The sequence below is a fragment of the Mesorhizobium sp. P2_F5 genome, assembly GCF_056403715.1.
This window is the reverse complement of sequence record NZ_JBFUEY010000003.1, coordinates 1-26,010: the sequence shown is the minus strand read 5'-3', so window position 1 is coordinate 26,010 and position 26,010 is coordinate 1. Positions and strand designations below refer to the sequence as shown.

Below are 26,010 nucleotides of genomic sequence, written 5' to 3'. Positions count from 1 at the left end.
ACGCCCCCGCGTGGACCAACCATTATGGATTCACTGTACGATCAAGTCGAGATCATGGCGTGAAAGCGGCTTCGGCTGGGATTCGGTGGTCAGATAGGTGCGGCCAAGCGTCATCGCGGTCTCGGTTTCGGAGTCCATGATGATCATGTGCGCGAACAAGGTCATGTTGGGCGCGATCGGCTCGGGATTGCCCTGGTAGAACATCGGTAAGTCCATCCAGGACGGGGCGAAGCGGGCGCCGACCGAATAGCCGCAGGCGTTCAGCCGATGCTTGGTCAGATTGTGCGCTTCCAGCGTGCGGGCATGGGCGTCGAAGACGTCGCCGAAGGTGTTGCCGGGCGTCATCGCCTTCTCGACCGCCAGTAGAGCGGCGCGGGCAGCGTCGAACAGCTCCTGATGGCGCTTCGACACCTTGCCGGTCAGCACGGTGCGCATCATCGGAGCATGATAGTGGTGGAAAACACCCGCCCATTCGAGCGTCAGCTGGTCGTTCTTGGTCAGCTTGCGGCGTCCGGCCTTGTAGCGGCAGAGCAGCGCGTCGATGCCCGAGCCGATGATGAATTCATTGGCCGGATAGTCGCCGCCGCCGGCAAACACCGCGCCCTGCATGGCGGCAAGGATCAGCGCCTCGTCGCCGCCCTGCTTGATCAGCGGCAGCGCCGCGTCGAGCGCGTCGTCCGAGAGGTTGGCGGCCTTTTCGGCCTTGGCGATCTCGGCCGGGCTCTTGAACAAGCGCAGCCGGCCGACAATGCCGGAGGCGTCGGCGATCTGGCCGAAGGTCTGCAACTGCTCGTCGACGCGGCGGCCGTTGAAGGCGGTCAGGCCATGGGTGTCGTATTCGACCCCAATGCGGGCGCCGAGCAAATCGAGGTCGTTGAGCAGGTTGCGCAGGTCGATCGCCGGGTTGGCGCCGTCGCGGTCGGTCCACAGGACGATCTTGTCGATGATCGAGGTGTGGCGTGCCTGACGCAGATCGGCTGAGCGGGTGAGCAGCACCATCGAGCCGTCGGCCTTCACCACCAGGCACTGGAAGAAGCAGAAGCCGAACGTGTCGTAGCCGGTCAGCCAGTACATGCTTTCCTGGGCGAAGAGCAGCACGGCATCGAGCTTCTTCTCGGTCATCTCGATCATCAGCCGGTCACGCCGGGCATCAAATTCCGACCGTTCGAAATGCAGCGCCATTATTCATTCTCCAAAACAATTGCCGAAACCTGCCGACCGTAGTCCGGTTCCTTGCGATGCGTCGTGCGCCGGTAGGAAAAGAAGAGATCCTCCTCGGCATAGGTACAGCGGCCAAGCCCCTCGGCGGTCACGCCGGCCTTCTTGAGCCGGTCGATCGTATAGAGGTTGAGGTCGAACATCGCATGCCCCGGATTGGCCGAAGGCATGAAATAGCCGATGTTTTCGGCATCGGCCTCGACAAAGCGGGCGACGAATTCCGGCCCGACTTCGTAGTTTTCAAGGCCGATGGACGGGCCGAGAACCGCAACGATGCGATCGCGGCGGGCGCCGAGGCTTTCCATCGCGGTAATGGTGTTTTCAAGCACGCCGGTGAAAGCGCCCTTCCAGCCGGCATGCGCCGCGCCGATGACTCGCGCCTCTGCATCGGCAAACAGCACCGGGCCGCAATCGGCGGTCGAGGCGCCGATGGCGATGCCCGGCCGGTCGGTGACGACGGCGTCGGCCTTGGGCCGTGGACCGGGGAAGGGCTCGTTCACGATGACGACGTCGGGCGAGTGGACTTGATGCGCGGTCAACAGATGGCTGGCCGGCACACCCATCCAGGCGGCGACGCGGCGCCGGTTCTCGGCGACCAGCATCTGGTCATCATCCGAGCCGGTGCCGATGTTGAGCCCCTGGTAAATGCCGCCGGAGACGCCGCCGATACGGGTGAAATAGCCATGGCGGATGCCTTGCGGCTTTGCCGCTTCCAGCAGCGACGAGCGAACAGGATCCGGTTTGGTCTGATTCAGCATGGATGGGTTTGTTGTCCGCGCCAGCGCTTTCGTCAAGGCGAAGTTCGGCCAAGCATTTGCGGCAGCCATGCCGCATTGGCTCCGAGTTGGCGAAAAGCAGGCATTCGACTATAGGCAATGGCCAGACAATTTCCGGGGCGGGCGAAAGTTCATGGGCTGGAATCCAGTCAAAAGCCTGATCCGACGGATCCATCAGAACCGGCAGGTGCGCAAGGCGAAGGATTTTCGCAACACGCTGGTGAAAGGCTATTTCCGCACACGCAATGCGGCGTCTGGCGCGGAATTTGCCGAAGACCTGCGGCGGACCGGCGCACGGCATTTTTGCTTCTCCATCGCCTACAACACGCCCTGGGTCATCGATGCGCTGACTAAGGCATGGCTGACCTATTCGAGCGGGATGACGCTGGTGGTCATCGACAATTCGTCCAAGCCGGCAGCGCGGCAGGCGATCGAGGCCATCTGCCGGCGGCGCGGCATTGCCTATTTCGGCCTGCCGCGAAATCCCGAATGGAATCCGAACCGCTCGCATGGCATCTCGATGAACTGGGTCTTCCATAACACCGTGCGCCCGCTGCGGCCCGACCTGTTCGGCTTTCTCGACCATGACTGCTTTCCCGTCGTTGCCCTCGACATAGCCAGGCGGATGGAGGGCAAGGACGCTTACGGCACCAAATATCCCGCCAAAAGAGGCCATGACGGATGGTATTTCTGGGCGGGCCTCTGCTTCTTTCGCTTTTCCGTCGTCGAGGATCTCGAGCTGGATTTCACGCCGCGCTTCGACACCGGGCTCGATACAGGCGGCGGCAATTGGCCAATGCTGCGCGACAGGCTGGATGACCACAACATCGTCGATGCCGCAAAGACCACGATCAGCCTGAAGCTCGGCGGCATCGAGGCCGAGCATCGCATGCTGGACAACAGCTTCTTTCATGTCGGCGGCGCTTCTTATCGCGGCCTGATCAGCACGCGGCCCTATCGCCGGCTGATGTGCGACCATGTCTGGGAGACCTACCTTGGCGGTGTGGCGGGGCGGCTTGTAAACGATCTCTAGACCGTTTCTCCGTTTCGCGGAAACGGCGAACCGCTCTATCTCTTTGTTTTCACGCAATTCCCAAGGGAAAGCGCGCTTCGCGCTTTTCCCGGGAAAACCGCTCACACTTTTCCTGGAATTGCTCTAGCCCGGCTGGTGCGGCAGGATTTTCAGGACCTTGAACAGCGTGCCCATGGCATCGGGTCCGGCCAGGCGCTCGACGGCGTCGGCAATGGTTTGTCGTGCCTCTTCGCTTGCCTGGCTGCCCAGCAAGCCGGCCCGTTCGAGCAACCCCATGGAAAGCAGGAAGTCGCCCTGCGTCGTCAATTCCACATCGAGGCCATGCGCTCGCACGACCGCGGCCAGCGCTGCAAAGTCGACATGTGCGGTGAGATCTGCTTCGCCGGGATTGGCCAGCACATCTTCGGGAGCGTGCTTCCGCACGGCTTGCAATGTGTCGCCGAAACCGGGTTGGAGATGGCCGTAGTCGGGGAATAGGCCGGCGCCGCCATGGCTAGCTATGCGTTCGGCAATGGTTGCCATCAGCGCGGCACCCGCCGGCGCCACCTCGACAACAGCGCCTTGCGGCGCCTCGGCGGCATTGTCCGGCAGCAGCGTTGCCTCGACCGAACCGGCCCCGGCGAAGAAACTCAACTCATCGCTGTCATCGAGGCCGATCATTCGCTCGCGCCATCCGGCGCCGGCGCGAATGAATTGGCGGATCGGCACGGCGTCGAACAATTCGTTGCCGACGATCAGCAGCGGCCCCTGCGGCAGCGTGGCGACGGTTTCGTGCCAGCCGACCTCAACTGAACTCCCGGCAAGCGTCTGCTTCTGGATTTCGGTCAGCCGCGGACTCGTCTCGATCAGCGCGAACGATGCGCCTTCGGCGAGCTCCGGATCGAGCCGCGACAGGGTGCGCAGCATGTCCTTCATCAGCGTGCCACGGCCAGGGCCGATCTCGGCGACGGTGACCGGCAGCGGCCGGCCGATTGCCAGCCAGGCCCGATACAACCAGACGGCGACGAGTTCGCCGAACATCTGGCTGATCTCCGGCGCGGTGACGAAATCGCCGGCGGCGCCGAACGGTTCGCGCGTCGTGTAGTAGCCGTCGCTGGGGTCGAACAGGCAGAGCGCCATGTATTCGTTGACGGGGAGGGGGCCTAGCGCACCGATCAAGTCGACGATGCGGGTTTTCAGCCGTGTCATGCCGGCTGTGGTTGCGGCGCCGGCTTAGCGGTGGCCATCGCCCAGATGCCGGCCAGCACCATCGGCAGCGACAACACCATGCCCATGGTGAGCCAGCCGCCGAGGAGGTAGCCGACCTGCTGGTCGGGTTCACGGAAGAATTCGACGAAGATGCGCGACAGGCCGTAGCCGCAGATGAAGGCGCCGCCGACGAAGCGCGGCGTCTTCAGCTTCAGCCGCGAATGGGTGAGGAGGCGCAGGACCAGGAACAGCACCACGCCCTCGAGCAGGGCCTCGTAGAGCTGGCTCGGATGACGGGGTTCGAGGCCGGCGACACAACCCGCTGGCGACTGCAGGAGACGCTCGTTGCAGAAGACGACGCCCCAGGACACATCGGTGACGCGACCCCACAGTTCGGCATTGACGAAGTTGGCGATGCGGACAAGGCCAAGGCCGACCGGCACGCCTGCCGCAACGACATCGAACAGCGTCCACGTGCGGATGCCGCGCTTGATGGAAAACAGCGTCATGGCGAGGATGACGCCGATGAGGCCGCCATGGAACGACATGCCGCCCTGCCAGATGGCTAGGATGTCTGAGGGATGGTCGATATAGCGCTTCAAATCGTAGAACAGCACATAGCCGGTGCGCCCGCCGAGCACGACGCCGACAGCGGCCCAGACGATGAAATCGTCGAGATCGATGGGCTTCATCGGCAAGACGCCGTCAGGCCACAGCCTGGCGTTGGTGATGAGCCGCTTGGCGTACCACCAGGCGAAAAGGATGCCGACGATGTAGCCGATGCCGTACCAATGCACCGCCAGCGGGCCGATCTGGACCAGGATCGGATCGATGTTGGGGAAGGGCAGCGAAGCCATCGGCAGCAGGAAATAGTCGTTCAACAGGGTCTCCCGGAAGGGTTCGCGTTCGGTCGCGGACCATGCGGCAGGGTTTTGGCGGGGTCAAGGCAAGGTGGTGGTTGCCTGATCGTTAGCGATGGCGGGCTCAACCCTGCGTCTTGCCGGCGACCAACTGCCTGAGCGCATCGTTGATCCTGTCCTGCCAGCCAGGACCATCTTCCTGGAAATGATCGAGCACGGCCCGGTCGATCCTGATCGAAACAAGCTCTCTGACATTCGGGGCGGCCGAGGGTTCGCGAATTGGTGGCGCCGGCTTTTTGATCGGCTTGAAGGCAGCTTCAGCGGCTTCCATCGGATTTGTCGGTCGGCGCGGAGGCGTTGCCATTGGTTGACCCTAAGTGAAAACACGCAGGTTGCGAGGAAACACCACAATAGGCGACTCGTCGCCGTTCCGTACAGAAGGGGCAGCTCGAAAGTCTCTCCCAGCGGTCGCATGAGCCGCGCCGTCAATTTTCGGGGAACAAGATCGCTCCAAGATCCATTGCGCCGTGCAAGATATGCAGTATCTCCACGGTGTCGGCACCAACTCGGTAGAAAATCAGATAGTTGCCGTGGACGCGCCGGCGAATACCTGAGGATCGCTGCCGCTCAAAGACCGGATAGCGCTCCGGCATGGTACGCAGCTCTAGGCAATCGCGGCGCAATTCCTGAATGAACGTGACCGCTCGAAATGGATTGTCGAGCGCAATGTAGTCGCCGATGGCTTCGATGTCCGCCTCTGCCTGGTCCGTGAAGACCAGCCCCTTCATTTGGTCCTCTCTGCCATCGCCTTGTATTTGGCCTCAAGCCTGTCCAGCACCTCGTCGCCGGATTTAACCCGGCCAGCATCGGCATCCGAAATGCCCTTGGCGAGGGCCGCATCGAGGGCGGCAAGTCGCTTCTCCCGCTCCTCGACAAGGCGAACGCCTTCGCGCAACACTTCGCTCTTCGAATTGTAGCGGCCGGTGCTGACGAGCTGATTGACGATGTCTTCGAGCCGTGTGCCCAAATCGGCGCTAATGGCCATGACGACGCTCCTGCAAAATCATTCCGCAACAATAATAGTTATTGGCCGAAATCGCCAGCAATTTTGCGCGGTGGCCGCATCCTGATGCCGCACCAGCTTCAACGTTCTTGCATTCGGCGCGCAGCGCCACTACGTCAATTCGACCAAGCGAGGATTTGCCATGTCGACCGGACCGAACCGCATTCTCGATGAATTCGCCAAGCTGATGACCGATGCCGCGGGCGCCGCGCAAGGCGTGCGCCGTGAGGTCGAGACTGCCTTCAAGGGGCAGGCCGAGCGCATCCTCAACACCATGGACGTGGTGCAGCGCGAGGAGTTCGAGGCAGCGCGCGACATGGCCGCCAAGGCCCGGGAAGAAAACACCAAGCTGGCCGCCCGCATCGATGCGCTCGAAGCCAGGCTAGCCGAATTGACCGGACAGGCCGCACCTGCGGCTGCGGCAAAGCCCAAAGCAAAAAAATAATCCTTAAACTTTTCCACAAAGCACAATCCGAAAAAGTGCTTTGCCGTGAATCGTTTACCGGCAATGCATGAATCTTTGTGACAGCGCCTTTCCACATGCTGATGACGCAGTGCGAAAAATTAGGCTGTTCACGCGACTCCCGATCAATAGACTGAATTTGTTGCATGATTCGGAGCAGGGTCATGCGGCCGGGCGGTGGGGTCCGGTCCGGGGTCTTTGTGTCGTGAAGTCCTGGCCGTCCGAGTTCTAGACAAGATTGTTCGTCGTGTGTGCCCCGCGGAGCGTGTGGCGCTCCCCTGAACACAGGAAGCATTCCATGGAACTTCTCGAACTCGAATTCTCCCGCGAAATCCATCCGGTGGATGTCATCGAGCAGGTGGCCCATAATAATGACTGGTCCTTCGAACGGGCCGGCGATGACGAAATCTCGATCTCGGTTGCCGGCAGCTGGACCGACTATCACGTCTCCTTCTCATGGATGGAGGATTTCGAGGCGCTGCATCTGGCCTGCGCTTTCGACATCAAGGTGCCGGAAGCGCGTGCGCTGGAAGTGATGCGGCTTCTGTCGTTGATCAACGAGCAGATGCTGTTCGGCCATTTTGATCTCTGGGAGCAGGAAGGCGCGATCATGTTTCGCCAGTCGCTGCTGCTCGCCGGCGGGGTCGAGCCGTCGAGCCAGCAGGTCGAGGTGCTTTTGTCGTCGGCGCTGGAAGCCTGCGAATGCTATTTCCAGGCCTTCCAATTCGTCGTCTGGTCGGGGACCTCGGCCAAGGATGCGCTGGCCGGCGTCCTGTTCGAGACCTATGGCAACGCCTGATCGTCGCTAAGAAAAGAAGATGAGTTCGAGCAGCGCGCGCAAGCCCGAGATCAGTTTTGCCGATTTTGATCGTGTCGACATCCGTGCCGGCACCATCATTGAGGCCGAGCCGTTCCCGGAGGCGCGCAAGCCGGCATTCAAGCTGAAAATCGATTTCGGCCCCGATATTGGCGTGAAGAAATCTTCGGCGCAGATCACCAAATATTATGCGCTGGAGACGCTGATCGGCCGGCAGGTGTTTGCGGTCGTGAATTTCCCGCCGCGCCAGATCGGCCCGTTCATGTCGGAAGTGTTGACGCTCGGCTTCCCTGATGAAGAAGGCGCCGTGGTGCTCGGCGCCATCGAGCGCAAAGTGCCGGATGGCGGCCGATTGTTCTAACGGCCCCTAGGCGGCAAGCTTCCGCGGCGTCCCAAGCGCCTCTTCGACTGTATCCATGAACATCTCGGCGCAGGCTTTCCAGCTGTAGCGCATGGCGCGCTCGCGCGCTTCGGCACGGTCGACATTGAGGGCGGCGAGCGAGGCCTCGCGCAGGTCGGTCGACACCGCGCCGCCGATGCCGTCGCCGACAATGTCGATCGGCCCGGTGACGGGATAGGCGGCGACCGGCGTGCCGCTGGCCAGCGCCTCGATGATGACGTTGCCGAACGTGTCGGTGCGGCTTGGGAAGACGAAGACGTCGGCCGAGGCGTAGATTTCGGCCAGTTCATCGTTCGGCCGGTGGCCAAGGAAATGCGCCTGCGGGTATTTCGCCTTGAGCTTGGCCAGTTCCGGCCCCTCGCCGACGATGACCTTGCTGCCGGGCAGGTCGAGATCGAGGAAAGCGGACAAGTTCTTTTCGATGGCGACACGGCCGACGCACAGGAACACCGGGCCGGGAAAGCCGAGGTCCTTCTTCTTGTCCGGGCGGAAATGATCGGTATCGACGCCACGCGTCCACGGCCTGAGCTTGTTGAAACCGCGCGCTGCGAGATCGTCGGCCAGCGACTGGGTGGCGACCAGCGTGCCCTGTCCGGAATTGTGGAAATCGCGCAGCCAGCGATAGGTCCAGCTTTCCGGTACGGGCAGGCGGGCGCTGAGATATTCGGGGAAGCGGGTGTGGTAGCTGGTGGTGAAGGGACGGCCGGCGTTGCGGCAATAGCGCCGCGCCATGATGCCGAGCGGTCCCTCGGTGACGATGTGGATATGGTCGGCCTTGCGCGCCTCGATCAGCCGCGCGACATGGCCGGGCGTGGTCAGCGCCAGCCTGATGTCGGGGTAGGTCGGCAAGGGCAAGGTGCGAAAAATGTTCGGGGTCAGGAAGTCGACCGCAACGTCGAAGGATTTCAGCGTTTCGGTGAGCCGCTCCAGCGTGTGGACGACGCCGTTGACTTGTGGGCGCCAGGCGTCGGTGACCATCAGGATGCGCATGGCGGCCCTTTGCTCGGATCGTCGGTTGCCTTGATGCGATGGCGGAACGGCACCCATGCGGCTGCCCTCGCTTCGCTCCAGCGCACCCGGGCCGGCACGAGGTCGAAGTGAGGCGGCTGAGCCGAATCAACTGAGGTCGCACGCTTCATGCGCGCTCTTGACCATGATTTCATGACGGGCGGATGAAGGTGGTTTTTGGCCGAGCCCGCCTGCCGGGATCATGCTCTGATCAGGCAGGCACCTTGATCACCGCCCGCAGGCCGCCGAGCGGGCTGTCGTCCAGCATGATGTCGCCGCCATGGCTGCGGGCAATGTCGCGGGCGATGGAAAGGCCAAGGCCGGTGCCGCTGGCGTCGAGGTTGCGCGCCTCGTCAAGCCGCACGAACGGTTTGAACACGTCCTCGCGCTTTTCCAGCGGTATGCCCGGACCGTCGTCGTCGATGGTGACGACCAGCGAGCCGCGGCCGTGATTGGCGCTGATCTCCACCGTCTTGGCATAGCGCAAGGCATTGCCGGCGACATTGGACAACAGACGGGCGAAAGCGTGCGGGCGCACATGCACGTCCGGATCGCCGGCGAGCACGGTCGATAGCTTGCGCTTGTGGAGCGACGCCTCCTCGCCGAGCTTCTGGAAATAGGCCTCAAGATCGAAATGGCCGGCATCTTCCGATGCTTCGCCGCGGGCAAAGGCGATATAGCCTTCCAGCATCGACTGCATGTCGTCGATGTCCTGGTTGAGCGCCGCCTTGGTCTCGGGCTTGCCGCCGGCCAGCGCCAGCTGAAGCTTGAATCGGGTGAGGATGGTTCTGAGATCGTGGCTGACGCCAGTCAGCATGGCGGTGCGCTGTTCGAGCTGGCGTTCGATGCGCTCACGCATCTGGATGAAGGCAAAGCCGGCGCGGCGAACCTCCTCGGCGCCGCGCGGGCGGAAATCGCGCGGCATCGGCCGGCCCTTGCCGAAGCTTTCGGCGGCCTCGGCCAGCATCAGGATCGGCCGGATCTGGTTGCGCAGGAAGGGAATGGCGATCGTCAGCAGCACCAGCGAGGTGCCGACCATCCAGATCAGGAAGATGTGGGTGTTGGAGGCATAGGCCTGGCTGCGGCGCACGAAGACGCGCAAAACCTTGCCCTCGAGCTGGATGCGCACCTCGATGATGTTGGAATTGCCGACGGTGTCGATCCAGAACGGGCGGTTGATCTGGCGGGTGATCTCGGTCGACAGGACATCGTCCAGGATCGAGAAGAAGGGCTTGGGTCCGGGCGCCGGCAGCGGGTCGGGCGGCAACAGGTCGACCTTCAGCTGCATGCGGTCTTGCGCGATGCGGATGATGTTGGCGTAGTCGCCGTCGTGCGGATAGGTCTCGATCATGTCGATGATGGCGGCGATGTCGCGCACGGTGGCCTGCGACAGGCGCTGCGTCACGGTTGCCCAGTGGCGTTCCATGAAGTCAAAGGCGACCACCGATTGCAGAAGGATCATCGGCGCGATGACGATGATAAGCGAGCGGGCATAGAGCCGCTTCGGCATATAGAGCGCGACCAGCCGCCAGAACCGGTTCCAGGCGCGCGGCATGGCTTTCAGCGCGCGTGATAGGCGCGCGCCGAAGCCGTCCGGCCGTTCCAGTTGCGTGGTCGCCATGTGTCCTTCCGCTGGTCGCTCGTCGATGGCACTCCTCTATGGCCAAACAGCGACCGTCGCTGGCATTCTATTCCACGCCGAGCCGTTCTGGAACAGCCGTGGCATGGCGGCCGACGACCAGCACGCACGGAATCGCAACTATCGTCATCAAGTGTTCACCGGTGCGTTGCGTTGGAACCACTTCGCGGATCGAGCGTTACGAGCGGATGATCAGACGATTTGCTTACGCCCTTATCTTCGTCCAGGTATCCATGGCGACTGCGCTGGCTACACAGGTATTCCTGTCGACCGCCGAGCAAGCCCGTAGCTCAGAACGCTCGCTGGCGCCTGCGCAAGTTGAAGACGAGGGATGCGCCAAGGCGATGTGGCCGAATATTCCCGAACGATGTCTGCAACGAGTCGAGCCTAAGGTGGTGACGCTCGTGCTCAGCCAAAACAACTGATGGCGAATGGCTCTTTCTGACTTGCAGGCCGCCATTCGCGCTGCCGCAGGACCAGACACGGTCCGTTAAGCCTCGCGTAATCTCTGCAATCTATCCTGAATGCCAGATTGTCGAGGGTGACATGAAGCGCAAGTCGATAATGGTCTTTGCCTTCCCAGCTCTGATCCTGCTGATCCTGGCAGGGGAGCGCATGGCGGCCTTCTTGCTGGGAGCCTATCCGGCCAGTCCCACAATGTGGCGGATTTGGCTAGAACTAAGGCCGCTGTCGACGATGTTCTGGCAACAGATCGATCTCTATCTGGGAGCGTCGATGGTCCTCGATGCTTCCATCCTGGCCGCCGCGTCGATCGTTTGCTGGACGGCGTGCCGCACAAGAAAGTCGGCTGCCTTCTTCTTCCTTGCAAATCACGTCGCGCTGCTTTTCGCCGGGTTGATGATCGCCGCCACCAGCCATTCCGAAACAGCGAGCACGATCGCCTCGTTCACGGTGCCCGGGGGCCTTCCATTCTCACTAATGGTCGATTTCACCTTTAAGAACAGCCTTGTGCTGCTTCTGGGTCTGACAGCATGCGCCTATTGCCATGTTGCCTTCCTCAGCGAAGCCCGACAGCGATCCGGAGCGCTGGCCGCGAGGCTTGTTGCTCTGCAGCGAGATATCTAGCCCACGTCTTCCAGGCGCTAGTTGATCTTTCTGTAGTAAACCTTGCCGTCGGCCTGTTGTATGCGCTGGTAGTTGGGGCTTGGGGCAGGCGCTGCAGCTGCGACCCTGTTTTTCGGCGGACGCGGCGCATCGACAACGCTGGGCTCGGTCGCGCCTTCACCATCGAGAACGGCGGGTGCCTCCGCCATGCTACTGGTCGTGTCGACGGAAGGTTCCGCTGCGCTCGACATGATTTCGTCATGGGCAAGAGGCGGGTTCTGTTCCAGTCGGGCTATGCTCCGGTTGATTTCACCAAAGCTGCTCTGCAGTTGACTGTCGAGTTTTTCAAACCGGCTCTGAAAACCGTTGTTGACGGTATCCAGCCGGCCCCCGATTCGTTGTTCGAACGTGCCGAGTTGTTCCAGGCGCGCTTCGAGAAAGCGCATATCGCTGATGCCGCGGTAGAGATAAATCGCGGCTACCACATTCACCAAGGTGAGCAGGGACGCGCCGATGATGACAGCGCCGATAATGGTTTTGTCGCCCGGTTTCCCAACGACAGCCTGCTCTGCAATGCGAGTTGGTGTCCCAATCTCGATTGCCGGCATGTCCGGTTCGCTGATCATCGTCATTGGACCACCACCTTTGCGCCGACCGCGACGCGCTTGAAGAGATCGATCACATCGGTGTTGGTAAGGCGAAAGCACCCCGATGTTCCGTCGAAGCCAACCCCTGACGGATCGTTGGTTCCGTGTATCCGATAGAGCGTGTCACGCCCGTCCCGAAGCAGATAGAGCGCCCTGGCGCCGAGTGGATTGTAGGGACCGGCAGGCACCATTTGCGGCAGCTCCGGCTGGCGGGCGCGCATTTCGCGGGGCGGGCGCCATTCCGGCCATTCGGTCTTGGCCCCCACCTTGACGATCCCGGTCCAGCCAAATCCGTCGCGACCGACGCTGATCTGATAGCGAAGCGCCTGGCCTTGTCGGGTCACCAGATAAAGCGCTTTCTCGCCCTTGCGGATAACGATCGTTCCAGGTTGTTCCGTGGTTTCGAAGGCGACGGTCTTGCGCAGGCTGGGGCCCATTGCCGGCAGCGGCGGCCGATCCGAAAGTGCCGATCGCGCGCTGGCGAAGTCCTGGACCGACATCGCCAGCGCCATACCCATGACGCAGGCCAATCCCGGGCCAATCCGATACCTACCTGGCCGATACCTATTTGGCAGCGTCATCAAGCCGCTCTTTGAACATCCGCTTCAGGTCTTTGTTGAAGCGCGCACGCCCATCCACCTCGGCAGGCAGGATAGCACGGTTCAGCGCATCGGCCAGAAGCGCATTGTCCAGCGCGACCGATTTGATGTGCGGCGCCTTGAAAATCTTTTCCAGCTCGCTGCGCGAAAAGTGGTTCCCGAACCATTTGCGCTTGTGCTTGTTGGCGACCAGCGTGATGCTGACAGCATTGCCACGCAACTCACGGATCTTCTTGTAGAGCCGCTTGCCTTGCCGCAGCGAGGCGACGTTGAGTTCAAAGACGATGAAGATCTCATCGCTCGTCGACAGCACGGAATTGTGCCAGCGCGTTTCGATGTTCGGCAGGTCGATGACGATGTCGTCGAACCGGTAGGCGACGAGGTCCAGGAGCCGGAAGACAAAATCGCTGCCCTGCGGTTCGAAAGGCAGTTGCGGCCTCTCGAAGGAATAGAGCGTCAGCCCGGACGGACGCGAGAGCTTGATGACATCCATCAGCTCGACATCGAGTCTCTCCGGCATGCCGATGATGCCGCCGAGGTCGAACTGGTTGAACTGGTTGAGATAGGCGCCGCAATTGGCGCTCTGGAAATCGAGGTCGACCAGGCAGGTGGAAGCCCCGCGTTCCTTCGATTTCGACGCCAGGTGCTCCGCCGCCGACAGAGCGAGCGTTGTCGCGCCGGCGCCGCCGCTGGCGCTGATGAAGGTGATGATGCGGCTTTTCGTTCCCTGGTTGCCGGTGTCGTGGAAGGTCACCGCGTTCAGCAATTCCTTGCCGTCGAGCGGCTTGTGCAGCCAGTCCGAAGCGTTCATGCGCACCAGCACGCGCGTCTGCTCCGACGACAGCTCGTCGGAGACCGCGATCAGCGGCACGGTTGCCCAAAGGGCGCGCGCTTCGACGATGTCCGGCCTGCCGAGCAACTCGCCATTGCCGAGGTCGAGGATGACGATGCCGGGGCGCGTGTCGGCGGGCGGACCCCTAAGGAAGTCACCGGTTTCGGAAACCCTGACGTCGTAGATCGCCAGCGCATCGAGCCGCGTCGCCACCTCGCGCTTGAAATTCGCATCCGACGAGAACAGCGCCACCTGCTTTCGCTTGGTCGGTGTAACCTTGGTGTTGATGGCGTTCATGGTGCCCACGTGCTCTTCATGTCTTCGCCCGTAACCGTGCTCAGCATGGAGGGCATGGTGATGTTTCCGAATCCGAGCAGTCCGGCCAGGAAGAAAAACTGAAAGGGATGATCGGTGATGCTGACCGTGATGGTCGGCACCGGGCCACTGGGGCGCGTCCAATAGCCGAGGCCGGAGGCGGCGTATTCGATCCGCACTTCTGACTTTTCCAGCATCGGCAGGAAGTCATGCATTCCGGCACGGTTGGTGGTGCCGTCATAGATCGCGTCGAACGAGTCCTGGCTCGCGTTCTCGGGCTTGCACAAGCCTCCTCCGATACTGCAGCAAGCGACACCTGCTGTGCTTGCGGTGCAGACATAATCATACGTGCCGGCCGGCACCGCGGTTCCGACTTTGGTCACATCAGCCTGCGTTATTGTTTCTGATGGAAGGCCGAGTGCTACAGGGCCCGAAATCTGCGCCAGTCTTGCGCCAGCTTGCACCGCTTTGTTTCCAGCGTTCCATTGGTAAAAGGCGTAGCCGAAATCGACGAAGCCAAGCAGAAGCGTCAATAGCAATGGCAGGGCGATGGCCATTTCGACCATCGCGGTGCCCGACTGCTCGGCGCAAATACTTCGGCTTCCCATCACCATCCGATGACCCGTTCTTGATGGGAGACACTGAGGGTAAGAGCACCAAAGCCAAGATACGACAAGAAGCCGAGGTCCGTGTAAGAATAGGATGTACTGACCTCTACGACATCGACCGTGCTCTTGTTGCTAAGATAAATCTGGGTGCCCGTGGATACATCGGTCGCATCAAAGGATGTTTTGTCAATGTCAACTGTTTCTGGAAGCCATCCATCCACTCTGGCACTGCCGCTAGAGACCGCCCCATTGGCAGCGAGGTTTTGCGCGCGCGCCATGCAAGTGTCCCAGTCGCTACTGCATCGCGCCATATAGCGTGCCGCATCCTCCACGCCTGCTTCAAGGAGCAGCCGCGTGTTCAGAATGTTGGAGAACTCAAACACACCGGCCGACAACAGCAAGACGAGTGGTACGGTGATCGCGACTTCCACCAAGGCGGCGCCCCTTTCGTCGCCCTGGAACCGCCGGATGATTTGGCCAAGCTTGGTCATGTCGGCTCTACCGGTACAGCTGGGCTTCGTTGCGGAATGCTTTGTCGACAAGGGTGTTGTTCGCAAACCCGCCATCGACGTCGACGATCTCCAGGCTGATGGGTTTCTCACCGGCCGTGGTATCCTCGGGATCCTTGGTGTTGTCCTGCTTTTGTACCGGCGCGTTGACGAATACGCTGGCATAGCCGTCCGGCTTGAGCGAGATGTGGCCATTTATCTTGGCCTTGTTGGCGAGGCAGTCGACGATCGCCATATTGAGCAGCCGCCGGTCGGGGTCCGGTGTCGGGTTGTCGCCCTTGTAGCAAGACGGCGTTCCAGTCTCCTTTGTCGGCGCCTTGGATTTGTCCCCGACGAGCCCGTTCGCAATCTCGTATTTGTAGACGTCGTATCGGGAGGCCGGCGCAGTTTTGGTGCCGGTCGGGTTGGTGGCGCTTGGGACATTGGGGTATGCCACGCCGTGATTGACGGTCCAGTATGTGGACCAGAAGGTTGCATTGGCGATCTTGTCGGACATTCCCTTCGTGTCGACATAGTTCGTTCCGGGCGGAAGCGGCAGCGCCGTTCCATCGGTGACAGGGTCATATTTGCTGCAACCGGTCTTCTGGCCCTTGCGGACATTGCTGGCGGGTCGGTAGTTCCAGTCCTTGTTGTTCTTGTTCAGCGAGCCGCTATAGAGATCGAATCGGGTGTTCAGCCCCGTGTTGACCTGCCCCAAGGTGACGCCCGTTTTCGTGGTGAGCGCCTCGCGGTTGTAGCAAGTGCCTGCCGTTCCCATCGCTATGGCATCGCGCAGCGAGGTCAGGTTGTTGTCGATCAACCCGAAGTTGCCTGGTCCGGGGTTGGAATCCACCTTGAGGATGCGGAATTCCCGGCTGTAGGTATCGCCCGATGCGAAGGCCTGCTGGATTGTCTTGCTGGTCGAGGTGTCGGTCGTCTCGAACGGGTTGCACATGAAAATCGGCACGGTTTCGCAGATCGACTGAACGAATCCGGCCACGGCCTGTGGCCGGATGTCCATAGTGTCGTTGCCGCCGATAAAGCTTGCAGGAAAGATGGTTGCGAAAGCGCCGGCGCCATCTGCCAAGCCTGACGCATTCACCGTGACTTCGGCGAATGTCGCGGACTTGGAGTCAGACGCCACCCAGTTGACACCGTCGGCGTCAGTACCGTTGGCGAGCAACCTGGTATTGTCGCTCGCAGGTATCCCGGTCAGATAGGTGATCGTCACATCCCCTAGTGCGAGCGTGTGGTCACCCGAAGTCGAAAACAGGGTCTTGTTTTTGGTCAGAAGCGTCGTCGCCGCGTGGGTTGCCCGTGCAGTCGAATCCGCTCGGCCATCCAATTCGGCTGCGGCGGCAAGCGCAAGAGCATCGACACCCTTCTGAAGATCATTGTGCAGTCCGCTGGCCCGACTCATATCGATGGCCAACAATGCGAAGCCAACCAGCACGGGCAGCATGATCGCGACAAGGATCATCGCTATGCCGCGTTGATCGTTCCAGAACGCCCTAATGGTCCCCAACATGACCTTACTCTCTGCTTCCTTGCACCTGGCCCCTCGTCCCGCCCGGCGCATTGCGACCGCATCCTTCTGTTCAATTCGCTCCGTTGGTCACGCCCGACCCGCCGACATTGACCGTCATCGCAGGCGGTGGCGGTGGTGGCGGTGGAAATTTGTAGTTGTGCGCGACAAGCGCAGCCCGCGTGCCGTCGCCTTCGATATGTGTGTTCTTCGCGTTCGGATTGAGCGGATCGACCGTCTGCAGCAGCGAATTGAATTTCTGCGTGTCGCCGGCGGCCAGGGTCACCGAATCATAGTGGTTCAGATAGTCGGCGGCGCAGCCCGATAGGGCACCGGCGCACAGAATGAGGATCAAGGCGCTATTTCTTGACATAGAGCATCTTGTCCTTCGATTTGAAGTCCAGCATGTGGCCATAAGGGCCAGTCACACCGTCTCCCGTTTCATATTTTCGGATCATGTCCTTGTTCACCTCGAGCTGCCCGAGGATGAAGAACTCCGGATCGTTGGCCGGCCGGGTCTTGTCGAACGGCGTCGCCAGCTGCTCGCCGGGCTTTACCGGCCGCACGATATGCGGTGTGACGATAACGACCAGTTCGGTTTCTTCCTTCTGGTTGCTCGAATTGCGGAACAGTGTGCCGATGACGGGAACTTGGCCAAGCCAAGGCACCTGCTTCTGAAGCTTGGTGGTCTTGCTGGACAGAAGTCCGCCGACGGCGAAACTCTGGCCATCGCGCAGTTCGACGACGGTCTGCAGTTTGCGGTTGGTGAAGATCGGGTCGCCGGCATTGGTGAAACTGGTGAGATCACTCACTTCGGGCGCCAGCTTCATATGGATCTTGCCATCGTCCAGCACCACCGGTGTGAACAGCAGATTGACGCCAAACTGCTTGAAATCGATAACAACCTGGCCATTGGAGTCGATGCTGCGGATAGGGATTTCGCCGCCGGCGTTGAAGCTGGCCGTCTCGCCTGAAAGAGTGGTCAGGTTGGGTTCGGCCAACGTGCGCACCACGCCCTTGGCCTCAAGTGCCTCGATGATCAGGTCGACTTTGATGTTGCTGTCGATGACGCGGGTTATCAGTGCCGCGAAGGGATTTGTGTTCGACAGCAGGCCGGTGACCAGGTCTCCTGGGCCGAGCACTACATTGTCCGCGTCGACGGCGGCGACACCCGTTCCGGTGCGGGTCGTGCCGCTGCCGTTGGTGCTCCTGATCGAGACGCCGAGGTCTCGCCCGGCATTGCGCTTGGCTTCGAGAATGCGCACTTCCAGGTTCACTTGCTGGCTGTCGTCGACAATGACGGAATTTATGATGGCGTCGGGGCCATACTGCTGCACCACCTCAACGATCGACGCCAGCGTGGCGCCATCCTTGACGTGGCCGGCAAGCCTGACCTTGCCATTGATCGAACCGATCTCGATGCGTGACTTCGGCGCCACCTGGCGGATCGCCTGCGCCATGTCGCTGACGTCGACGCCGACCTCGATCTGGATCACGCCCAGCGAGCGCTTTTCCGGGGAGAAGAGATTGACCGTGGTGGTGCCGGCGCTCTTGCCGATGACGTAAAGCGTCCGGTCGGTCATCGGCTGGGCATCGGCGATCTTCTCGTCGCCGACGACGATATCGCCGAGATTGGCGCTCACCTGGAGGGTCACCGACTGCGACATGGGCAGGAAGACGCGATGGACGCTCGGGTTCGATACGTCGATGAAGCGGTCGGCTGCTTCAGCCCCAAGGCTCGACGTCAGCAACGCAGCCAAACAGGAAAGCGCGGCCGCCGCTACCCTCATCCAAAACCCCTGCATCCCCATCTCCCAAACTGCTGCCGCTGGCAGCCCCCGCTTCGCCGCGTCCCTTTATGGTTGTCGCGGCACGTCATAGGATTCGAGCTTCACGCCGCGAAACACGCCCACTGTAACATTCTTTGGCGGTGCAGGCTCCAAATACTTGATAACTTCCTTGACGACTTCTTTTGATGCGGGTGCCGTCACCACGGCCGGAACCGGCTTGACCTTGCTCAACTGGTCGAGCTGATTTCCCACCCTGTCCACGGCCTTTTCCAATCCGGCGATCTTGTCATCCGCGCGCTGGCGTTCGGCGGCGGCTGCGGCGTCGGCCGCGGCCTGCTTGTCCAGTTCGGCTTGCCTCTTTGCGACATCGGCCGGCGTCTCGCCGTTCAGGTCGGAAAGCGTGACGCGTTCGGTCGTCTCGCCCTTGTTGGCGGCGGCCTGGCGCAGTGCAAGAGACAACTGCCCCGCGCCGGCGGCCAGCGTCAGTTTCTGCGCGTCCTTTGTGGTGGCTTCTAGCGTCACCGACTTAACCACCGTCGGGTTGTCCTTGCTCACGTCAGCGACCTGGTCGACGGCGAGCACTTTCATGCTCTGCAGCAGAACGTCGACAAAACTCTTGTCGGCACCGTCATCGCCGCGCACCGAGCGCGTCAACAGCACATCAACCCGGTCGCCCGGGAAGACGAAGCCGGCGACTCCCAGCACGTCGTTGACCCTGATGGAAACGGCCTTCATGCCCTCGCCGAGCACCGCCGAAAGCGTGGCGCGCTGGCCTGGACCGGTGATCTTGCTGGCGAGGATCGGCTCATTGGTGCTGATCGCCTGCAGTGCTTGCCTTGCGCCACTGCCGGCCAAGGCTTCCTTGGTCGTCTTGAACGCCCCAGCCGGGACCGCGCCCGCAGGCCAAGCTATCTCATGCAATTTGTCGGCGCTCAATGTATCGCCGAACTTCAACGGCATTGCCGCAACAACGATCGTAACGCCTTTGCCGTTTGATTGAGCCAAGGCACTACGCTGGCCAGCCAGCCAGATGTTGATCAGCACGACCGCCAGCACCCCGAAGACGCCGGCGAGGACTATCATAATAAGCGTGTTGGCGCGCATAACCCCAACCCCCAAGCCAATAGAGCGGGAACTCGCCCGCCACGACTGAATTCAGGCCCGGGTTTGGACAACCCGGGCCTGATGTCGATCAAACGATCAAGAACCGGCACCGCTGGAGCAAGAGCCAATCGTGCTGTCGAGCGCAGTGCAAAGGCCGCTGAAACGGCCCGCGACCCAGAGACCAATACCGATGATAAAGCCGATAGAGGCCACCGCGATGATGCCGATCAAGATAGAATACTCGACCATAGCAGCGCCGTTTTCATCGTCGCGGAACTGCCGGGTCATCGTCATGAGCTTGTTCATGTCAATTTCTCCCTCTGGAGGTTTCAACCCGACGAGACAGAGCCAAGGATGAACCCCATACCCAAGCATCCCCCGTCACCTCAATCCTAGGTCGCACCAAAAAGCAGAGTCAAACGGATTAACAATTCCTTAACCTTCGAATACCTGATCGGCAGCCACTTAAATTTCGACAAGATCTTGATTCGCTTAATTTTTCAAGTCGTCTTAACCATTCATTCACAATTCCGCCGTGGTCCGGTGGCGGCGCAATTGATTTAGCGGTTCTGCATATTCGTTTATATCTAATGGGTTAGAGATGGCTTCCGGAAGCGCACGGCTTGTTGCGTGCCGAAAGGTTCCGTGAGGCTCGGCGGAAGGGCGCTTCCAGGAAAGATGAATCGTTTTTTTCCGAAACCCGTTTTTAACTATGTTGTAAGTATCGGTTGCCTAGGCCTTGTTCCGCGCTTGTGCCCCTCGTGGTTAACGCTTAGTTTCGGCTTGGGGATTCTCAGAGGGCTGGGCGAGATGTTGGGCCGCTTCATCAAGGGACCGAGTGAGCCGCAGGCGCTGCAGCAGCTAGCGCCGGTGCCAGCAAGCGTGTCGGCACCGGCCCCATCGCCGGAAGTCGAGCCACACGGCGACGATTTTCTGACGCTCAAGGTCGAGCTTCATCGACACCTGATTGACAGGTTCAATCTTTCCGCGCTTGAAACAGCCTCCAAGGACCAGATCCTCAACGAGATCCGCCCGATCGTGCGCGAGTTCGTTCGCATTCGTGCCGTGCCGCTAAACGCCCGCGAGCTGGATCAGTTGACCAGCGACACGGCTGACGAGATGTTAGGCCTCGGACCGATCGAACCGCTGCTCAAGGACGATTCCATCACCGACATCCTCATCAACACGCACGACCGCGTGTTCATCGAGCGGCGCGGCGTGATCGAGGAGACGGCAATCCGTTTCCGGGACGAGGCGCATCTGTTGCGTGTCATCAACAAGATCGTCTCGGCCATCGGTCGGCGCGTCGACGAATCGGCGCCCATGGTCGACGCTCGCCTGGCAGACGGCTCGCGCGTCAACATCGCGGTGCGACCGATTTCCGTAGACGGCCCGCTGGTGTCGATCCGCAAATTCTCCAAGAATCCCTATTCGCTCGAGCGCCTGATGGCGTTCAATTCGATACGCCCGCCAATGATCGAGCTGCTGCGGATCGCCGTCCAGGCGCGCAAGTCGATCCTGGTTTCCGGCGGCACCGGCAGCGGCAAGACCACCTTGCTAAACGCGCTCTCGAGTTACATCCCCGCCAGGGAGCGCCTGATCACCATCGAGGACGCGGCGGAACTGCAACTGCAGCAGCCGCATGTCGGCCGTCTGGAGACACGGCCACCGAATGTCGAGGGTAGAGGCGAGGTTCGTCAACGCGAACTGCTGAAGAACGCGCTTCGCATGCGGCCGGACCGCATCATCGTCGGCGAGGTTCGCGGCGAGGAGGCCTTTGACATGCTGCAGGCCATGAACACCGGCCATGAGGGGTCGATGACCACTATCCATGCCAACACGCCTCGCGATGCTATTTCTCGTCTGGAGCAGATGGTCGGCATGGCCGGCATGCCAATGACGCACGAATCCATCCGGGCACAGATTGCTTCAGCCATCGACATCATCGTGCAGACGCAGCGGCTCGCCGATGGCGGCAGGCGCGTAACGTCGATTTCCGAGATTACGGGCATGGAAGGCAACGTCGTCCAACTGCAGGAGATCTATAATTTCGTGAGGCGCGATGTAGCCGCGGATGGAACGATTGTCGGGGATTTTCGCGCCACCGGTATCCGTCCACGCTTCGCGCCAGAGGCCGCAACGCTGGGGCTCCATTTCGCCAAGGATGCCTTCAACCCGCAGGTCCCCCTCTGATGCTTACCGGACAGGCGCTCCTTTATTTCATCTACATGCTTGCGGCAGCTTCGGTGATCCTTGCCGGCGAAGCCCTTTACCTTTCTCTGGCCGGTCGCCGCTCCCGAATCGTGGCAGTGAACCACCGGCTCCGCCGTCTCGCTGATGAAGCGCCCGCGGAGAAAACCTTGCAAGGGTTGCTGCGAGAACGCGGCCTGACCGATTCAGGAGATTTTGTCTTCGGCTTTGTCTCGCTGAACAGGCTTTATACCCAGTCCGGCATCACCGGAAACCCGATGACCTTCGCAGCGTCGTTTTTTTTGGCTGGCCTGGCGTCGGCTTTGCTGCTCTGGCTTTTCCTGCACGTTGCGGCGCCGGCAGCCTTCATCATCTTTCTCCTGGTGGGCTTTGCCTTGCCCGTTCTTGTTTTGCGGCGGGCACGTAACAAACGGATTAAGAAATTCGCCAAGCAATTGCCCGATGCACTGGACATGATCGTTCGTTCCTTGCGCGCAGGCCATCCTGCGTCAGTTGCGATAGGTCTCGTTGCCCGCGAGATACCTGATCCGCTTGGCACGGAATTCGGCATCGTCTCTGACGAGATTACTTTCGGTCTTAGCATGGAGCAGGCCGTACGGAAATTATCGGAACGGGTCGGCTTCGAGGGGCTCCATTTGCTATCGGTGTCCCTTTCGATCCAGTCGAGGACCGGCGGCAATCTTACCGAAATCCTCGCGAATCTCTCAACCGTGCTGCGGGAACGCCAGAAACTGCGGCTGAAGATCAGGGCGTTGTCGGCCGAAGGCCGGGCCTCGGCCTGGATCATTTCCTTGTTTCCGCTCGTCATGTTTGGGGTGCTCATGCTCATCGCGCCCCACTACTACGGCAAAGTCTGGAGCAGTCCTCTCATTACGCCTACATTCGTCATCTTCGGTAGCTGGGCCCTTTTGGGAGACTTCATCATGTACCGAATGGTTAGTTTCGATTTCTGACAGGAGCGCGTCATAAATCTGTTTTCGAACACCGACGACCTGACTTTCTTTGTATCCATCGCAGTCTTCGCGTCGGCGGTGGCGCTGTTCCTGTTTGCGGCGCTGGTTTTCCTGCCGGCACTGCAAACGCGGAAGCTGGTCGCGGACAGCCTTTTGGGCGAAGGCGCTGTCGATCCGCGATCGATCCTGGGACGGGACCGCCTCGCCAAGATCGCGGCGCAGAAGCCGGTTGACGCTTACTTCAGGTCGATCGAGAAAGAACGCGCCGAGCCCAATGCTCTGGAGGCGAAACTTTTCCGCGCTGGATTTTATCGAGCGGGTGCACCTCTCATCTACACGGTTTGTCGCCTCGGCGCCGTTTGTATAGGGTTTCTGGCCATGTTTGCCCTGCTGTCGTGGGTGATGCCGCCACGACTGCCGGGATTCTTAACTTTCGGTGGCGCGGCCTTGTTTGGGTTAGGCTGCATCGTCATTCCGAGCATCATGCTCGACCGATTCGAGAATTCACAGAAACAGATCTATCGTCGCGCCTTCCCTGATTTCATGGATATGATGATCACTTGCGCAGACGCCGGTATGAGCCTCGAGGCCGCGGTCGAACGGGTAAGCCAGGAACTTGCGGCCACGCACAAATGGCTGGGAATTCAGCTAACGATCATGAATCTGCAACTGCGCGCCGGCAAGCCACTTCGGGAAGGGCTTCGCGAACTGGCTGACCGCATTGGCCTTGACGAGGCGCGGGCGCTGGCCGTGCTGTTCCGGCAGTCGGAAGAACTAGGCACCAGCTTGACTGACGCCCTGCGTGTCTATAGCGCGGAGATGCGCAGCCAGAGGATTCTGCAGGCGGAAGAGCGCGCCAACGCCTTGCCTGTCAAAATGATGATCCCACTGGGACTCTGCATCTTTCCGGTGGTGATGATGGTAATCATGCTGCCGGTGGTCATTCGCATGAAGGGCATTTTCTTCTAGTTGCGTATATGCTTTGGTCCTAATATGGGTCGGGGGACTCACGGGGAGATTGTATGAAAAGGCCAATTGCAGTCGTGGCCGGCCTGTTCATGGCGGCACTCGTCGGCTGCCAGACGAACGGGGCGGACGGTGTCGTTCGAACCAACGAGCCGTCGAAAGGCGACGTGACGTCCTTTGGCGATGCGTTCGACGGATTGAAGACGGTTGGTGACGTCGAATATTATGCCTCGGATCAAGCCGTCGCAGAGGCCAAGAATCAGTTCCGCGCGGAAAATTACGGCAATGCCGGCGCCCTGTTCTTCAAGGCGACGCAACTGGCTCCCAATGATGGTGGCGCCTGGATGGGATTGGCCGCCTCCTGCGACCGGATACACCGCTTCGACCTTGCCGACCGGGCCTATGGCCGTGCCTTCAAGCTGGTTGGCGCGACGCCCGAATATTACAACAATGTCGGCTATTCCTACCTGTTGCGCGGCAAGCTGCAGGACGCGCGCAGCAATTTCCTCAAGGCCTACGAACTGGCGCCCAATGATCCGACCGTGGCCAACAATCTGAAGCTGCTATCGTCCAGCGTGCAGAACATCGAGCGGTAGAGCCCCAACATGTTGCTTGCCGCGTCGCTGCTGCTGAAGGCGCTCGCCCTCCCGCTTCTCGCGAGGATTGCATGGCTGGACTTCACGACACAGAAAATATCCAATCGTGACGTGCTGCTGCTTTTATGCCTCGGGCTGGGATCGCTGCAATTCCTATCGATCTTATTCGGATCATGGTGGGACATGGGCCTGAGCGCGTTAGCTGGCCTCGTGCTGTTTCTTGCGCTCTTTCCGTTCTGGGCCTTGCGCAAGGTCGGAGCCGGCGACGTAAAGCTGATGGCGGTCGTTCCGTTTCTGACAGCTGGAAGCGGTCTCGCCGTGTTCTCGGTGCTGCTGTTGGTTTTCGCCGTCGCCACCGTGGCGATCATGAAAAACCCTTTCATGCTGCCGGCCGGCGCGTTTCGCCTCTATGTACAGCACATGGACCGCAAGGGCGTCGTGCCCTTCGGCGTGCCAATTTCGGCGGCAGCGATCTGCACGATAGCGTTCCAGATTTATGCAAGTCTGGCGCTGGTGGGCAGTTCGGGGATACTGCGGCAGCTTAACTAGCGCTTGATTCCGGAGATTTTCTTCTATGTCGATAGCGCGGCTAGCGATCCGTAGCAGTTCGCAGGCGTGGCGCGCTAATCAGCCATTTTTCGTGGCGGTATTCGCCTATTTTCTACTCGCGCTTATTGCCGCGGCGCATTGGAAAATCGTCATCAACTTAAAAATATATAATAAAAATTTCCTATTTTTTGGGGCAACGGTGACCCTGATCCTTCTTGCCGTAGTCCTGGTTCGGTTGGCTATTCAACGGCCAGAGCAACCGTTGCGTGCCATGAAGGATCTCATGCTGGCCAACAACCTGCCGGATCGAATTGCAGCCGGACTGCCGGTTGCGCTCGTCATTCCGCTCTTTTTCTCGATGTTCACCAGCATCAAGGGAGGACTCAGCAAGATCCAACCATTCTATGCCGACCCGTCCCTGGTGGCGATCGACAGGGCAATTCATGGCGGGGTCGATGCATGGAGATTTCTTCATCCTGTGCTTGGCTTTGGCCCTGTCACCTTTTCGCTGAACGTTCTTTACAATCTTTGGTTTGCTGAGGTTTTCATCGTTTTGTTTTGCGTCGCTTTTTCAACGAGGGACGGGCGGCTGCGTTCCCAGTTTCTGGTTACGTTCGTCCTTACCTGGGTGTTGATAGGTAACGTTTTGGCGGCGGCCTTCGCTTCAGTTGGGCCAGTATTCGTTATGCCCTTTTATGGCGAAGGTACGTTTTCTCCCCTGATGGACTACCTTCAAACGACCAACTTGACCTATCCCGTCTCGGCGCTGGATACGCAAAATTATCTGCTGGCCAATGCCGGGCTTGATGGTCCACGCTTGGGCAGCGGCATTTCAGCTTTTCCATCGTTGCACGTGGCTGTCGCGACCCTGAACGCGATTTATCTCTGGCGTTTTGGGCGTTTACTCCGCTGGGCGAGCATTGCGTTTCTGGCCGCAATCCAGCTGGGCTCGGTGCACCTAGCCTGGCACTACGCGGTCGATGGATACGCTTCCATGCTGTTGACGCCAATCATCTGGGCTATTGCAGGACGGCTGTCGAACGCCCAGCCTGGCCTTCAGATCGGTATGAAAGATCGTCGGGCCGAAATGGACTGAGCTTGCCTAAATCGCCATTAAACCCGGCTAGGAGCCTGTCCCCGTATTTGGGTGTGGAATGAGCGGTCGGCGGCGGGCTGCGCCTAGACAGCTGGATTACGGCGTGATTCTTTGGGGCATGAGCAAGACGTTTCGCCCCTGGCTGATCGATCAGCCGCAGCTGTTTCCGGCCTCCGATCAGCCGCAGCTGTTTCCGGCCTC

Annotated in this window: 31 protein-coding genes; 12 read left to right on the top strand and 19 right to left on the bottom strand. The window is 60.4% G+C overall.

Annotated features, from left to right (window positions below):
• Positions 1-30: 30 nt before the first annotated feature.
• Both AC1DYO_RS04130 and pgeF read right to left on the bottom strand, forming a co-directional pair.
• A complete protein-coding gene (locus tag AC1DYO_RS04130) occupies positions 31-1,182 on the bottom strand; it encodes a M24 family metallopeptidase (RefSeq protein WP_477260602.1) in 1,152 nt (383 codons plus the stop codon).
• Positions 1,182-1,976, bottom strand: a complete 795-nt coding sequence (pgeF, locus tag AC1DYO_RS04125; protein ID WP_477260600.1) for a peptidoglycan editing factor PgeF — start codon at positions 1,974-1,976, stop codon at positions 1,182-1,184. The genes AC1DYO_RS04130 and pgeF overlap by 1 nt, the downstream gene beginning before the upstream one ends.
• A gap of 151 nt (positions 1,977-2,127) precedes the next feature.
• Between pgeF and AC1DYO_RS04120 the strand changes: the two genes are divergently transcribed.
• Positions 2,128-3,027, top strand: a complete 900-nt coding sequence (locus tag AC1DYO_RS04120; RefSeq protein WP_477260598.1) for a hypothetical protein — start codon at positions 2,128-2,130, stop codon at positions 3,025-3,027.
• Between the two features lie 123 nt (positions 3,028-3,150).
• Here AC1DYO_RS04120 and AC1DYO_RS04115 read toward each other — a convergent pair whose 3' ends face one another.
• From AC1DYO_RS04115 to AC1DYO_RS04095, 5 genes are all read right to left on the bottom strand, one after another.
• Positions 3,151-4,215, bottom strand: a complete 1,065-nt coding sequence (locus AC1DYO_RS04115) for a class I SAM-dependent methyltransferase (protein ID WP_477260596.1) — start codon at positions 4,213-4,215, stop codon at positions 3,151-3,153.
• The gene (gene lgt / locus AC1DYO_RS04110; RefSeq protein ID WP_477260594.1) at positions 4,212-5,096 is read right to left on the bottom strand and encodes a prolipoprotein diacylglyceryl transferase; all 885 of its coding nucleotides are present in this window, start codon (positions 5,094-5,096) and stop codon (positions 4,212-4,214) included. Before lgt ends, AC1DYO_RS04115 begins: the two co-directional genes overlap by 4 nt.
• A gap of 103 nt (positions 5,097-5,199) precedes the next feature.
• Complete coding sequence (locus AC1DYO_RS04105; protein WP_477260592.1) at positions 5,200-5,439, bottom strand: BrnA antitoxin family protein; 240 nt, start codon at positions 5,437-5,439, stop codon at positions 5,200-5,202.
• 121 nt (positions 5,440-5,560) lie between these two features.
• Positions 5,561-5,863, bottom strand: a complete 303-nt coding sequence (locus tag AC1DYO_RS04100) for a type II toxin-antitoxin system RelE/ParE family toxin (RefSeq protein ID WP_477260590.1) — start codon at positions 5,861-5,863, stop codon at positions 5,561-5,563.
• On the bottom strand, positions 5,860-6,120 hold the full coding sequence (locus AC1DYO_RS04095) for a type II toxin-antitoxin system ParD family antitoxin (RefSeq protein WP_477260588.1): 261 nt from the start codon (positions 6,118-6,120) through the stop codon (positions 5,860-5,862). The genes AC1DYO_RS04100 and AC1DYO_RS04095 overlap by 4 nt, the downstream gene beginning before the upstream one ends.
• Before the next feature lie 160 nt (positions 6,121-6,280).
• Between AC1DYO_RS04095 and AC1DYO_RS04090 the strand changes: the two genes are divergently transcribed.
• The 3 genes from AC1DYO_RS04090 (at position 6,281) to AC1DYO_RS04080 (ending at position 7,779) form a co-directional block, all read left to right on the top strand.
• A complete protein-coding gene (locus AC1DYO_RS04090; RefSeq protein WP_477260586.1) occupies positions 6,281-6,583 on the top strand; it encodes an accessory factor UbiK family protein in 303 nt (100 codons plus the stop codon).
• 316 nt (positions 6,584-6,899) lie between these two features.
• Positions 6,900-7,400 (top strand): type III secretion system chaperone family protein, encoded by a 501-nt coding sequence (locus tag AC1DYO_RS04085; RefSeq protein WP_006202532.1) that lies wholly within the window; start codon positions 6,900-6,902, stop codon positions 7,398-7,400.
• Between the two features lie 19 nt (positions 7,401-7,419).
• A complete protein-coding gene (locus tag AC1DYO_RS04080; protein WP_477260584.1) occupies positions 7,420-7,779 on the top strand; it encodes a tRNA-binding protein in 360 nt (119 codons plus the stop codon).
• A gap of 6 nt (positions 7,780-7,785) precedes the next feature.
• Here the strand turns inward: AC1DYO_RS04080 and AC1DYO_RS04075 are convergent, their stop codons facing one another.
• Positions 7,786-8,808: a glycosyltransferase family 4 protein gene (locus tag AC1DYO_RS04075; RefSeq protein ID WP_477260582.1), complete on the bottom strand. Its 1,023-nt coding sequence runs from the start codon at positions 8,806-8,808 to the stop codon at positions 7,786-7,788.
• Between the two features lie 229 nt (positions 8,809-9,037).
• Positions 9,038-10,447, bottom strand: coding sequence for an ATP-binding protein (locus AC1DYO_RS04070; protein WP_477260580.1), 1,410 nt, complete (start codon positions 10,445-10,447; stop codon positions 9,038-9,040).
• A gap of 38 nt (positions 10,448-10,485) precedes the next feature.
• Between AC1DYO_RS04070 and AC1DYO_RS04065 the strand changes: the two genes are divergently transcribed.
• Together AC1DYO_RS04065 and AC1DYO_RS04060 are read left to right on the top strand one after the other, a co-directional pair.
• Complete coding sequence (locus tag AC1DYO_RS04065) at positions 10,486-10,890, top strand: hypothetical protein (protein ID WP_477260578.1); 405 nt, start codon at positions 10,486-10,488, stop codon at positions 10,888-10,890.
• Positions 10,891-11,011: 121 nt separating this feature from the next.
• A complete protein-coding gene (locus AC1DYO_RS04060) occupies positions 11,012-11,551 on the top strand; it encodes a hypothetical protein (RefSeq protein ID WP_477260576.1) in 540 nt (179 codons plus the stop codon).
• 17 nt (positions 11,552-11,568) lie between these two features.
• On the opposite strand, the gene AC1DYO_RS04055 is transcribed toward AC1DYO_RS04060, so the two are convergent.
• From AC1DYO_RS04055 to AC1DYO_RS04010, 10 genes are all read right to left on the bottom strand, one after another.
• Positions 11,569-12,162, bottom strand: coding sequence for a hypothetical protein (locus AC1DYO_RS04055; RefSeq protein ID WP_477260574.1), 594 nt, complete (start codon positions 12,160-12,162; stop codon positions 11,569-11,571).
• On the bottom strand, positions 12,159-12,695 hold the full coding sequence (locus tag AC1DYO_RS04050) for a L,D-transpeptidase (protein ID WP_477260572.1): 537 nt from the start codon (positions 12,693-12,695) through the stop codon (positions 12,159-12,161). The genes AC1DYO_RS04055 and AC1DYO_RS04050 overlap by 4 nt, the downstream gene beginning before the upstream one ends.
• A gap of 46 nt (positions 12,696-12,741) precedes the next feature.
• Positions 12,742-13,905 carry a CpaE/TadZ family protein gene (locus tag AC1DYO_RS04045; RefSeq protein WP_477261441.1) on the bottom strand — a complete coding sequence of 388 codons (1,164 nt, stop codon included), beginning with the start codon at positions 13,903-13,905 and terminating at the stop codon, positions 12,742-12,744.
• Positions 13,902-14,537 (bottom strand): TadE/TadG family type IV pilus assembly protein, encoded by a 636-nt coding sequence (locus tag AC1DYO_RS04040; protein ID WP_477260570.1) that lies wholly within the window; start codon positions 14,535-14,537, stop codon positions 13,902-13,904. Before AC1DYO_RS04040 ends, AC1DYO_RS04045 begins: the two co-directional genes overlap by 4 nt.
• Positions 14,531-15,022, bottom strand: coding sequence for a TadE/TadG family type IV pilus assembly protein (locus AC1DYO_RS04035; RefSeq protein WP_477260568.1), 492 nt, complete (start codon positions 15,020-15,022; stop codon positions 14,531-14,533). Before AC1DYO_RS04035 ends, AC1DYO_RS04040 begins: the two co-directional genes overlap by 7 nt.
• Before the next feature lie 7 nt (positions 15,023-15,029).
• A complete protein-coding gene (locus tag AC1DYO_RS04030; protein WP_477260566.1) occupies positions 15,030-16,547 on the bottom strand; it encodes a TadE/TadG family type IV pilus assembly protein in 1,518 nt (505 codons plus the stop codon).
• Positions 16,548-16,617: 70 nt separating this feature from the next.
• Complete coding sequence (locus AC1DYO_RS04025) at positions 16,618-16,899, bottom strand: hypothetical protein (protein WP_477260564.1); 282 nt, start codon at positions 16,897-16,899, stop codon at positions 16,618-16,620.
• Positions 16,900-16,903: 4 nt separating this feature from the next.
• Complete coding sequence (locus AC1DYO_RS04020; RefSeq protein WP_477260562.1) at positions 16,904-18,349, bottom strand: type II and III secretion system protein family protein; 1,446 nt, start codon at positions 18,347-18,349, stop codon at positions 16,904-16,906.
• Positions 18,350-18,400: 51 nt separating this feature from the next.
• Positions 18,401-19,438 carry a Flp pilus assembly protein CpaB gene (gene cpaB / locus AC1DYO_RS04015; RefSeq protein WP_477260560.1) on the bottom strand — a complete coding sequence of 346 codons (1,038 nt, stop codon included), beginning with the start codon at positions 19,436-19,438 and terminating at the stop codon, positions 18,401-18,403.
• Positions 19,439-19,534: 96 nt separating this feature from the next.
• Complete coding sequence (locus tag AC1DYO_RS04010) at positions 19,535-19,744, bottom strand: Flp family type IVb pilin (RefSeq protein ID WP_477260558.1); 210 nt, start codon at positions 19,742-19,744, stop codon at positions 19,535-19,537.
• A 504-nt stretch (positions 19,745-20,248) separates the two neighbouring features.
• Between AC1DYO_RS04010 and AC1DYO_RS04005 the strand changes: the two genes are divergently transcribed.
• From AC1DYO_RS04005 to AC1DYO_RS03980, 6 genes are read left to right on the top strand one after another with little or no spacing between them, the layout of a single operon-like run.
• Positions 20,249-21,631: a CpaF family protein gene (locus tag AC1DYO_RS04005; protein WP_477261439.1), complete on the top strand. Its 1,383-nt coding sequence runs from the start codon at positions 20,249-20,251 to the stop codon at positions 21,629-21,631.
• The gene (locus AC1DYO_RS04000) at positions 21,631-22,602 is read left to right on the top strand and encodes a type II secretion system F family protein (protein WP_477260556.1); all 972 of its coding nucleotides are present in this window, start codon (positions 21,631-21,633) and stop codon (positions 22,600-22,602) included. The genes AC1DYO_RS04005 and AC1DYO_RS04000 overlap by 1 nt, the downstream gene beginning before the upstream one ends.
• An 18-nt stretch (positions 22,603-22,620) precedes the next feature.
• A complete protein-coding gene (locus tag AC1DYO_RS03995; protein WP_477261437.1) occupies positions 22,621-23,571 on the top strand; it encodes a type II secretion system F family protein in 951 nt (316 codons plus the stop codon).
• Between the two features lie 53 nt (positions 23,572-23,624).
• Positions 23,625-24,164 carry a tetratricopeptide repeat protein gene (locus AC1DYO_RS03990; RefSeq protein WP_477260554.1) on the top strand — a complete coding sequence of 180 codons (540 nt, stop codon included), beginning with the start codon at positions 23,625-23,627 and terminating at the stop codon, positions 24,162-24,164.
• 9 nt (positions 24,165-24,173) lie between these two features.
• The gene (locus AC1DYO_RS03985) at positions 24,174-24,713 is read left to right on the top strand and encodes a prepilin peptidase (protein ID WP_477260552.1); all 540 of its coding nucleotides are present in this window, start codon (positions 24,174-24,176) and stop codon (positions 24,711-24,713) included.
• A 25-nt stretch (positions 24,714-24,738) separates the two neighbouring features.
• The gene (locus AC1DYO_RS03980; RefSeq protein WP_477260550.1) at positions 24,739-25,809 is read left to right on the top strand and encodes a phosphatase PAP2 family protein; all 1,071 of its coding nucleotides are present in this window, start codon (positions 24,739-24,741) and stop codon (positions 25,807-25,809) included.
• Positions 25,810-26,010: the final 201 nt, after the last annotated feature.

Excerpts from the sequence above, each read along its gene's own strand:
- AC1DYO_RS04045 (WP_477261441.1), bottom strand. The coding sequence starts at position 13,905 with ATGAACGCCATCAACACCAAGGTTACACCGACCAAGCGAAAGCAGGTG.
- AC1DYO_RS04105 (WP_477260592.1), bottom strand. The coding sequence starts at position 5,439 with ATGGCAACGCCTCCGCGCCGACCGACAAATCCGATGGAAGCCGCTGAA.
- AC1DYO_RS04090 (WP_477260586.1), top strand. The coding sequence starts at position 6,281 with ATGTCGACCGGACCGAACCGCATTCTCGATGAATTCGCCAAGCTGATG.
- AC1DYO_RS04085 (WP_006202532.1), top strand. The coding sequence starts at position 6,900 with ATGGAACTTCTCGAACTCGAATTCTCCCGCGAAATCCATCCGGTGGAT.
- AC1DYO_RS04050 (WP_477260572.1), bottom strand. The coding sequence starts at position 12,695 with ATGGGTATGGCGCTGGCGATGTCGGTCCAGGACTTCGCCAGCGCGCGA.
- AC1DYO_RS04080 (WP_477260584.1), top strand. The coding sequence starts at position 7,420 with ATGAGTTCGAGCAGCGCGCGCAAGCCCGAGATCAGTTTTGCCGATTTT.
- AC1DYO_RS04005 (WP_477261439.1), top strand. The coding sequence starts at position 20,249 with ATGTTGGGCCGCTTCATCAAGGGACCGAGTGAGCCGCAGGCGCTGCAG.
- AC1DYO_RS04115 (WP_477260596.1), bottom strand. The coding sequence starts at position 4,215 with ATGACACGGCTGAAAACCCGCATCGTCGACTTGATCGGTGCGCTAGGC.
- AC1DYO_RS04060 (WP_477260576.1), top strand. The coding sequence starts at position 11,012 with ATGAAGCGCAAGTCGATAATGGTCTTTGCCTTCCCAGCTCTGATCCTG.
- AC1DYO_RS04040 (WP_477260570.1), bottom strand. The coding sequence starts at position 14,537 with ATGGTGATGGGAAGCCGAAGTATTTGCGCCGAGCAGTCGGGCACCGCG.
- AC1DYO_RS04030 (WP_477260566.1), bottom strand. The coding sequence starts at position 16,547 with ATGTTGGGGACCATTAGGGCGTTCTGGAACGATCAACGCGGCATAGCG.
- pgeF (WP_477260600.1), bottom strand. The coding sequence starts at position 1,976 with ATGCTGAATCAGACCAAACCGGATCCTGTTCGCTCGTCGCTGCTGGAA.
- AC1DYO_RS04130 (WP_477260602.1), bottom strand. The coding sequence starts at position 1,182 with ATGGCGCTGCATTTCGAACGGTCGGAATTTGATGCCCGGCGTGACCGG.
- AC1DYO_RS04120 (WP_477260598.1), top strand. The coding sequence starts at position 2,128 with ATGGGCTGGAATCCAGTCAAAAGCCTGATCCGACGGATCCATCAGAAC.
- AC1DYO_RS04020 (WP_477260562.1), bottom strand. The coding sequence starts at position 18,349 with ATGCAGGGGTTTTGGATGAGGGTAGCGGCGGCCGCGCTTTCCTGTTTG.
- AC1DYO_RS04000 (WP_477260556.1), top strand. The coding sequence starts at position 21,631 with ATGCTTACCGGACAGGCGCTCCTTTATTTCATCTACATGCTTGCGGCA.
- AC1DYO_RS03990 (WP_477260554.1), top strand. The coding sequence starts at position 23,625 with ATGAAAAGGCCAATTGCAGTCGTGGCCGGCCTGTTCATGGCGGCACTC.
- AC1DYO_RS04010 (WP_477260558.1), bottom strand. The coding sequence starts at position 19,744 with ATGAACAAGCTCATGACGATGACCCGGCAGTTCCGCGACGATGAAAAC.
- AC1DYO_RS03985 (WP_477260552.1), top strand. The coding sequence starts at position 24,174 with ATGTTGCTTGCCGCGTCGCTGCTGCTGAAGGCGCTCGCCCTCCCGCTT.
- AC1DYO_RS04070 (WP_477260580.1), bottom strand. The coding sequence starts at position 10,447 with ATGGCGACCACGCAACTGGAACGGCCGGACGGCTTCGGCGCGCGCCTA.
- AC1DYO_RS03980 (WP_477260550.1), top strand. The coding sequence starts at position 24,739 with ATGTCGATAGCGCGGCTAGCGATCCGTAGCAGTTCGCAGGCGTGGCGC.
- AC1DYO_RS04095 (WP_477260588.1), bottom strand. The coding sequence starts at position 6,120 with ATGGCCATTAGCGCCGATTTGGGCACACGGCTCGAAGACATCGTCAAT.
- AC1DYO_RS04065 (WP_477260578.1), top strand. The coding sequence starts at position 10,486 with ATGGCCAAACAGCGACCGTCGCTGGCATTCTATTCCACGCCGAGCCGT.
- cpaB (WP_477260560.1), bottom strand. The coding sequence starts at position 19,438 with ATGCGCGCCAACACGCTTATTATGATAGTCCTCGCCGGCGTCTTCGGG.
- AC1DYO_RS04035 (WP_477260568.1), bottom strand. The coding sequence starts at position 15,022 with ATGACCAAGCTTGGCCAAATCATCCGGCGGTTCCAGGGCGACGAAAGG.
- AC1DYO_RS04100 (WP_477260590.1), bottom strand. The coding sequence starts at position 5,863 with ATGAAGGGGCTGGTCTTCACGGACCAGGCAGAGGCGGACATCGAAGCC.
- AC1DYO_RS04075 (WP_477260582.1), bottom strand. The coding sequence starts at position 8,808 with ATGCGCATCCTGATGGTCACCGACGCCTGGCGCCCACAAGTCAACGGC.
- AC1DYO_RS04055 (WP_477260574.1), bottom strand. The coding sequence starts at position 12,162 with ATGACGATGATCAGCGAACCGGACATGCCGGCAATCGAGATTGGGACA.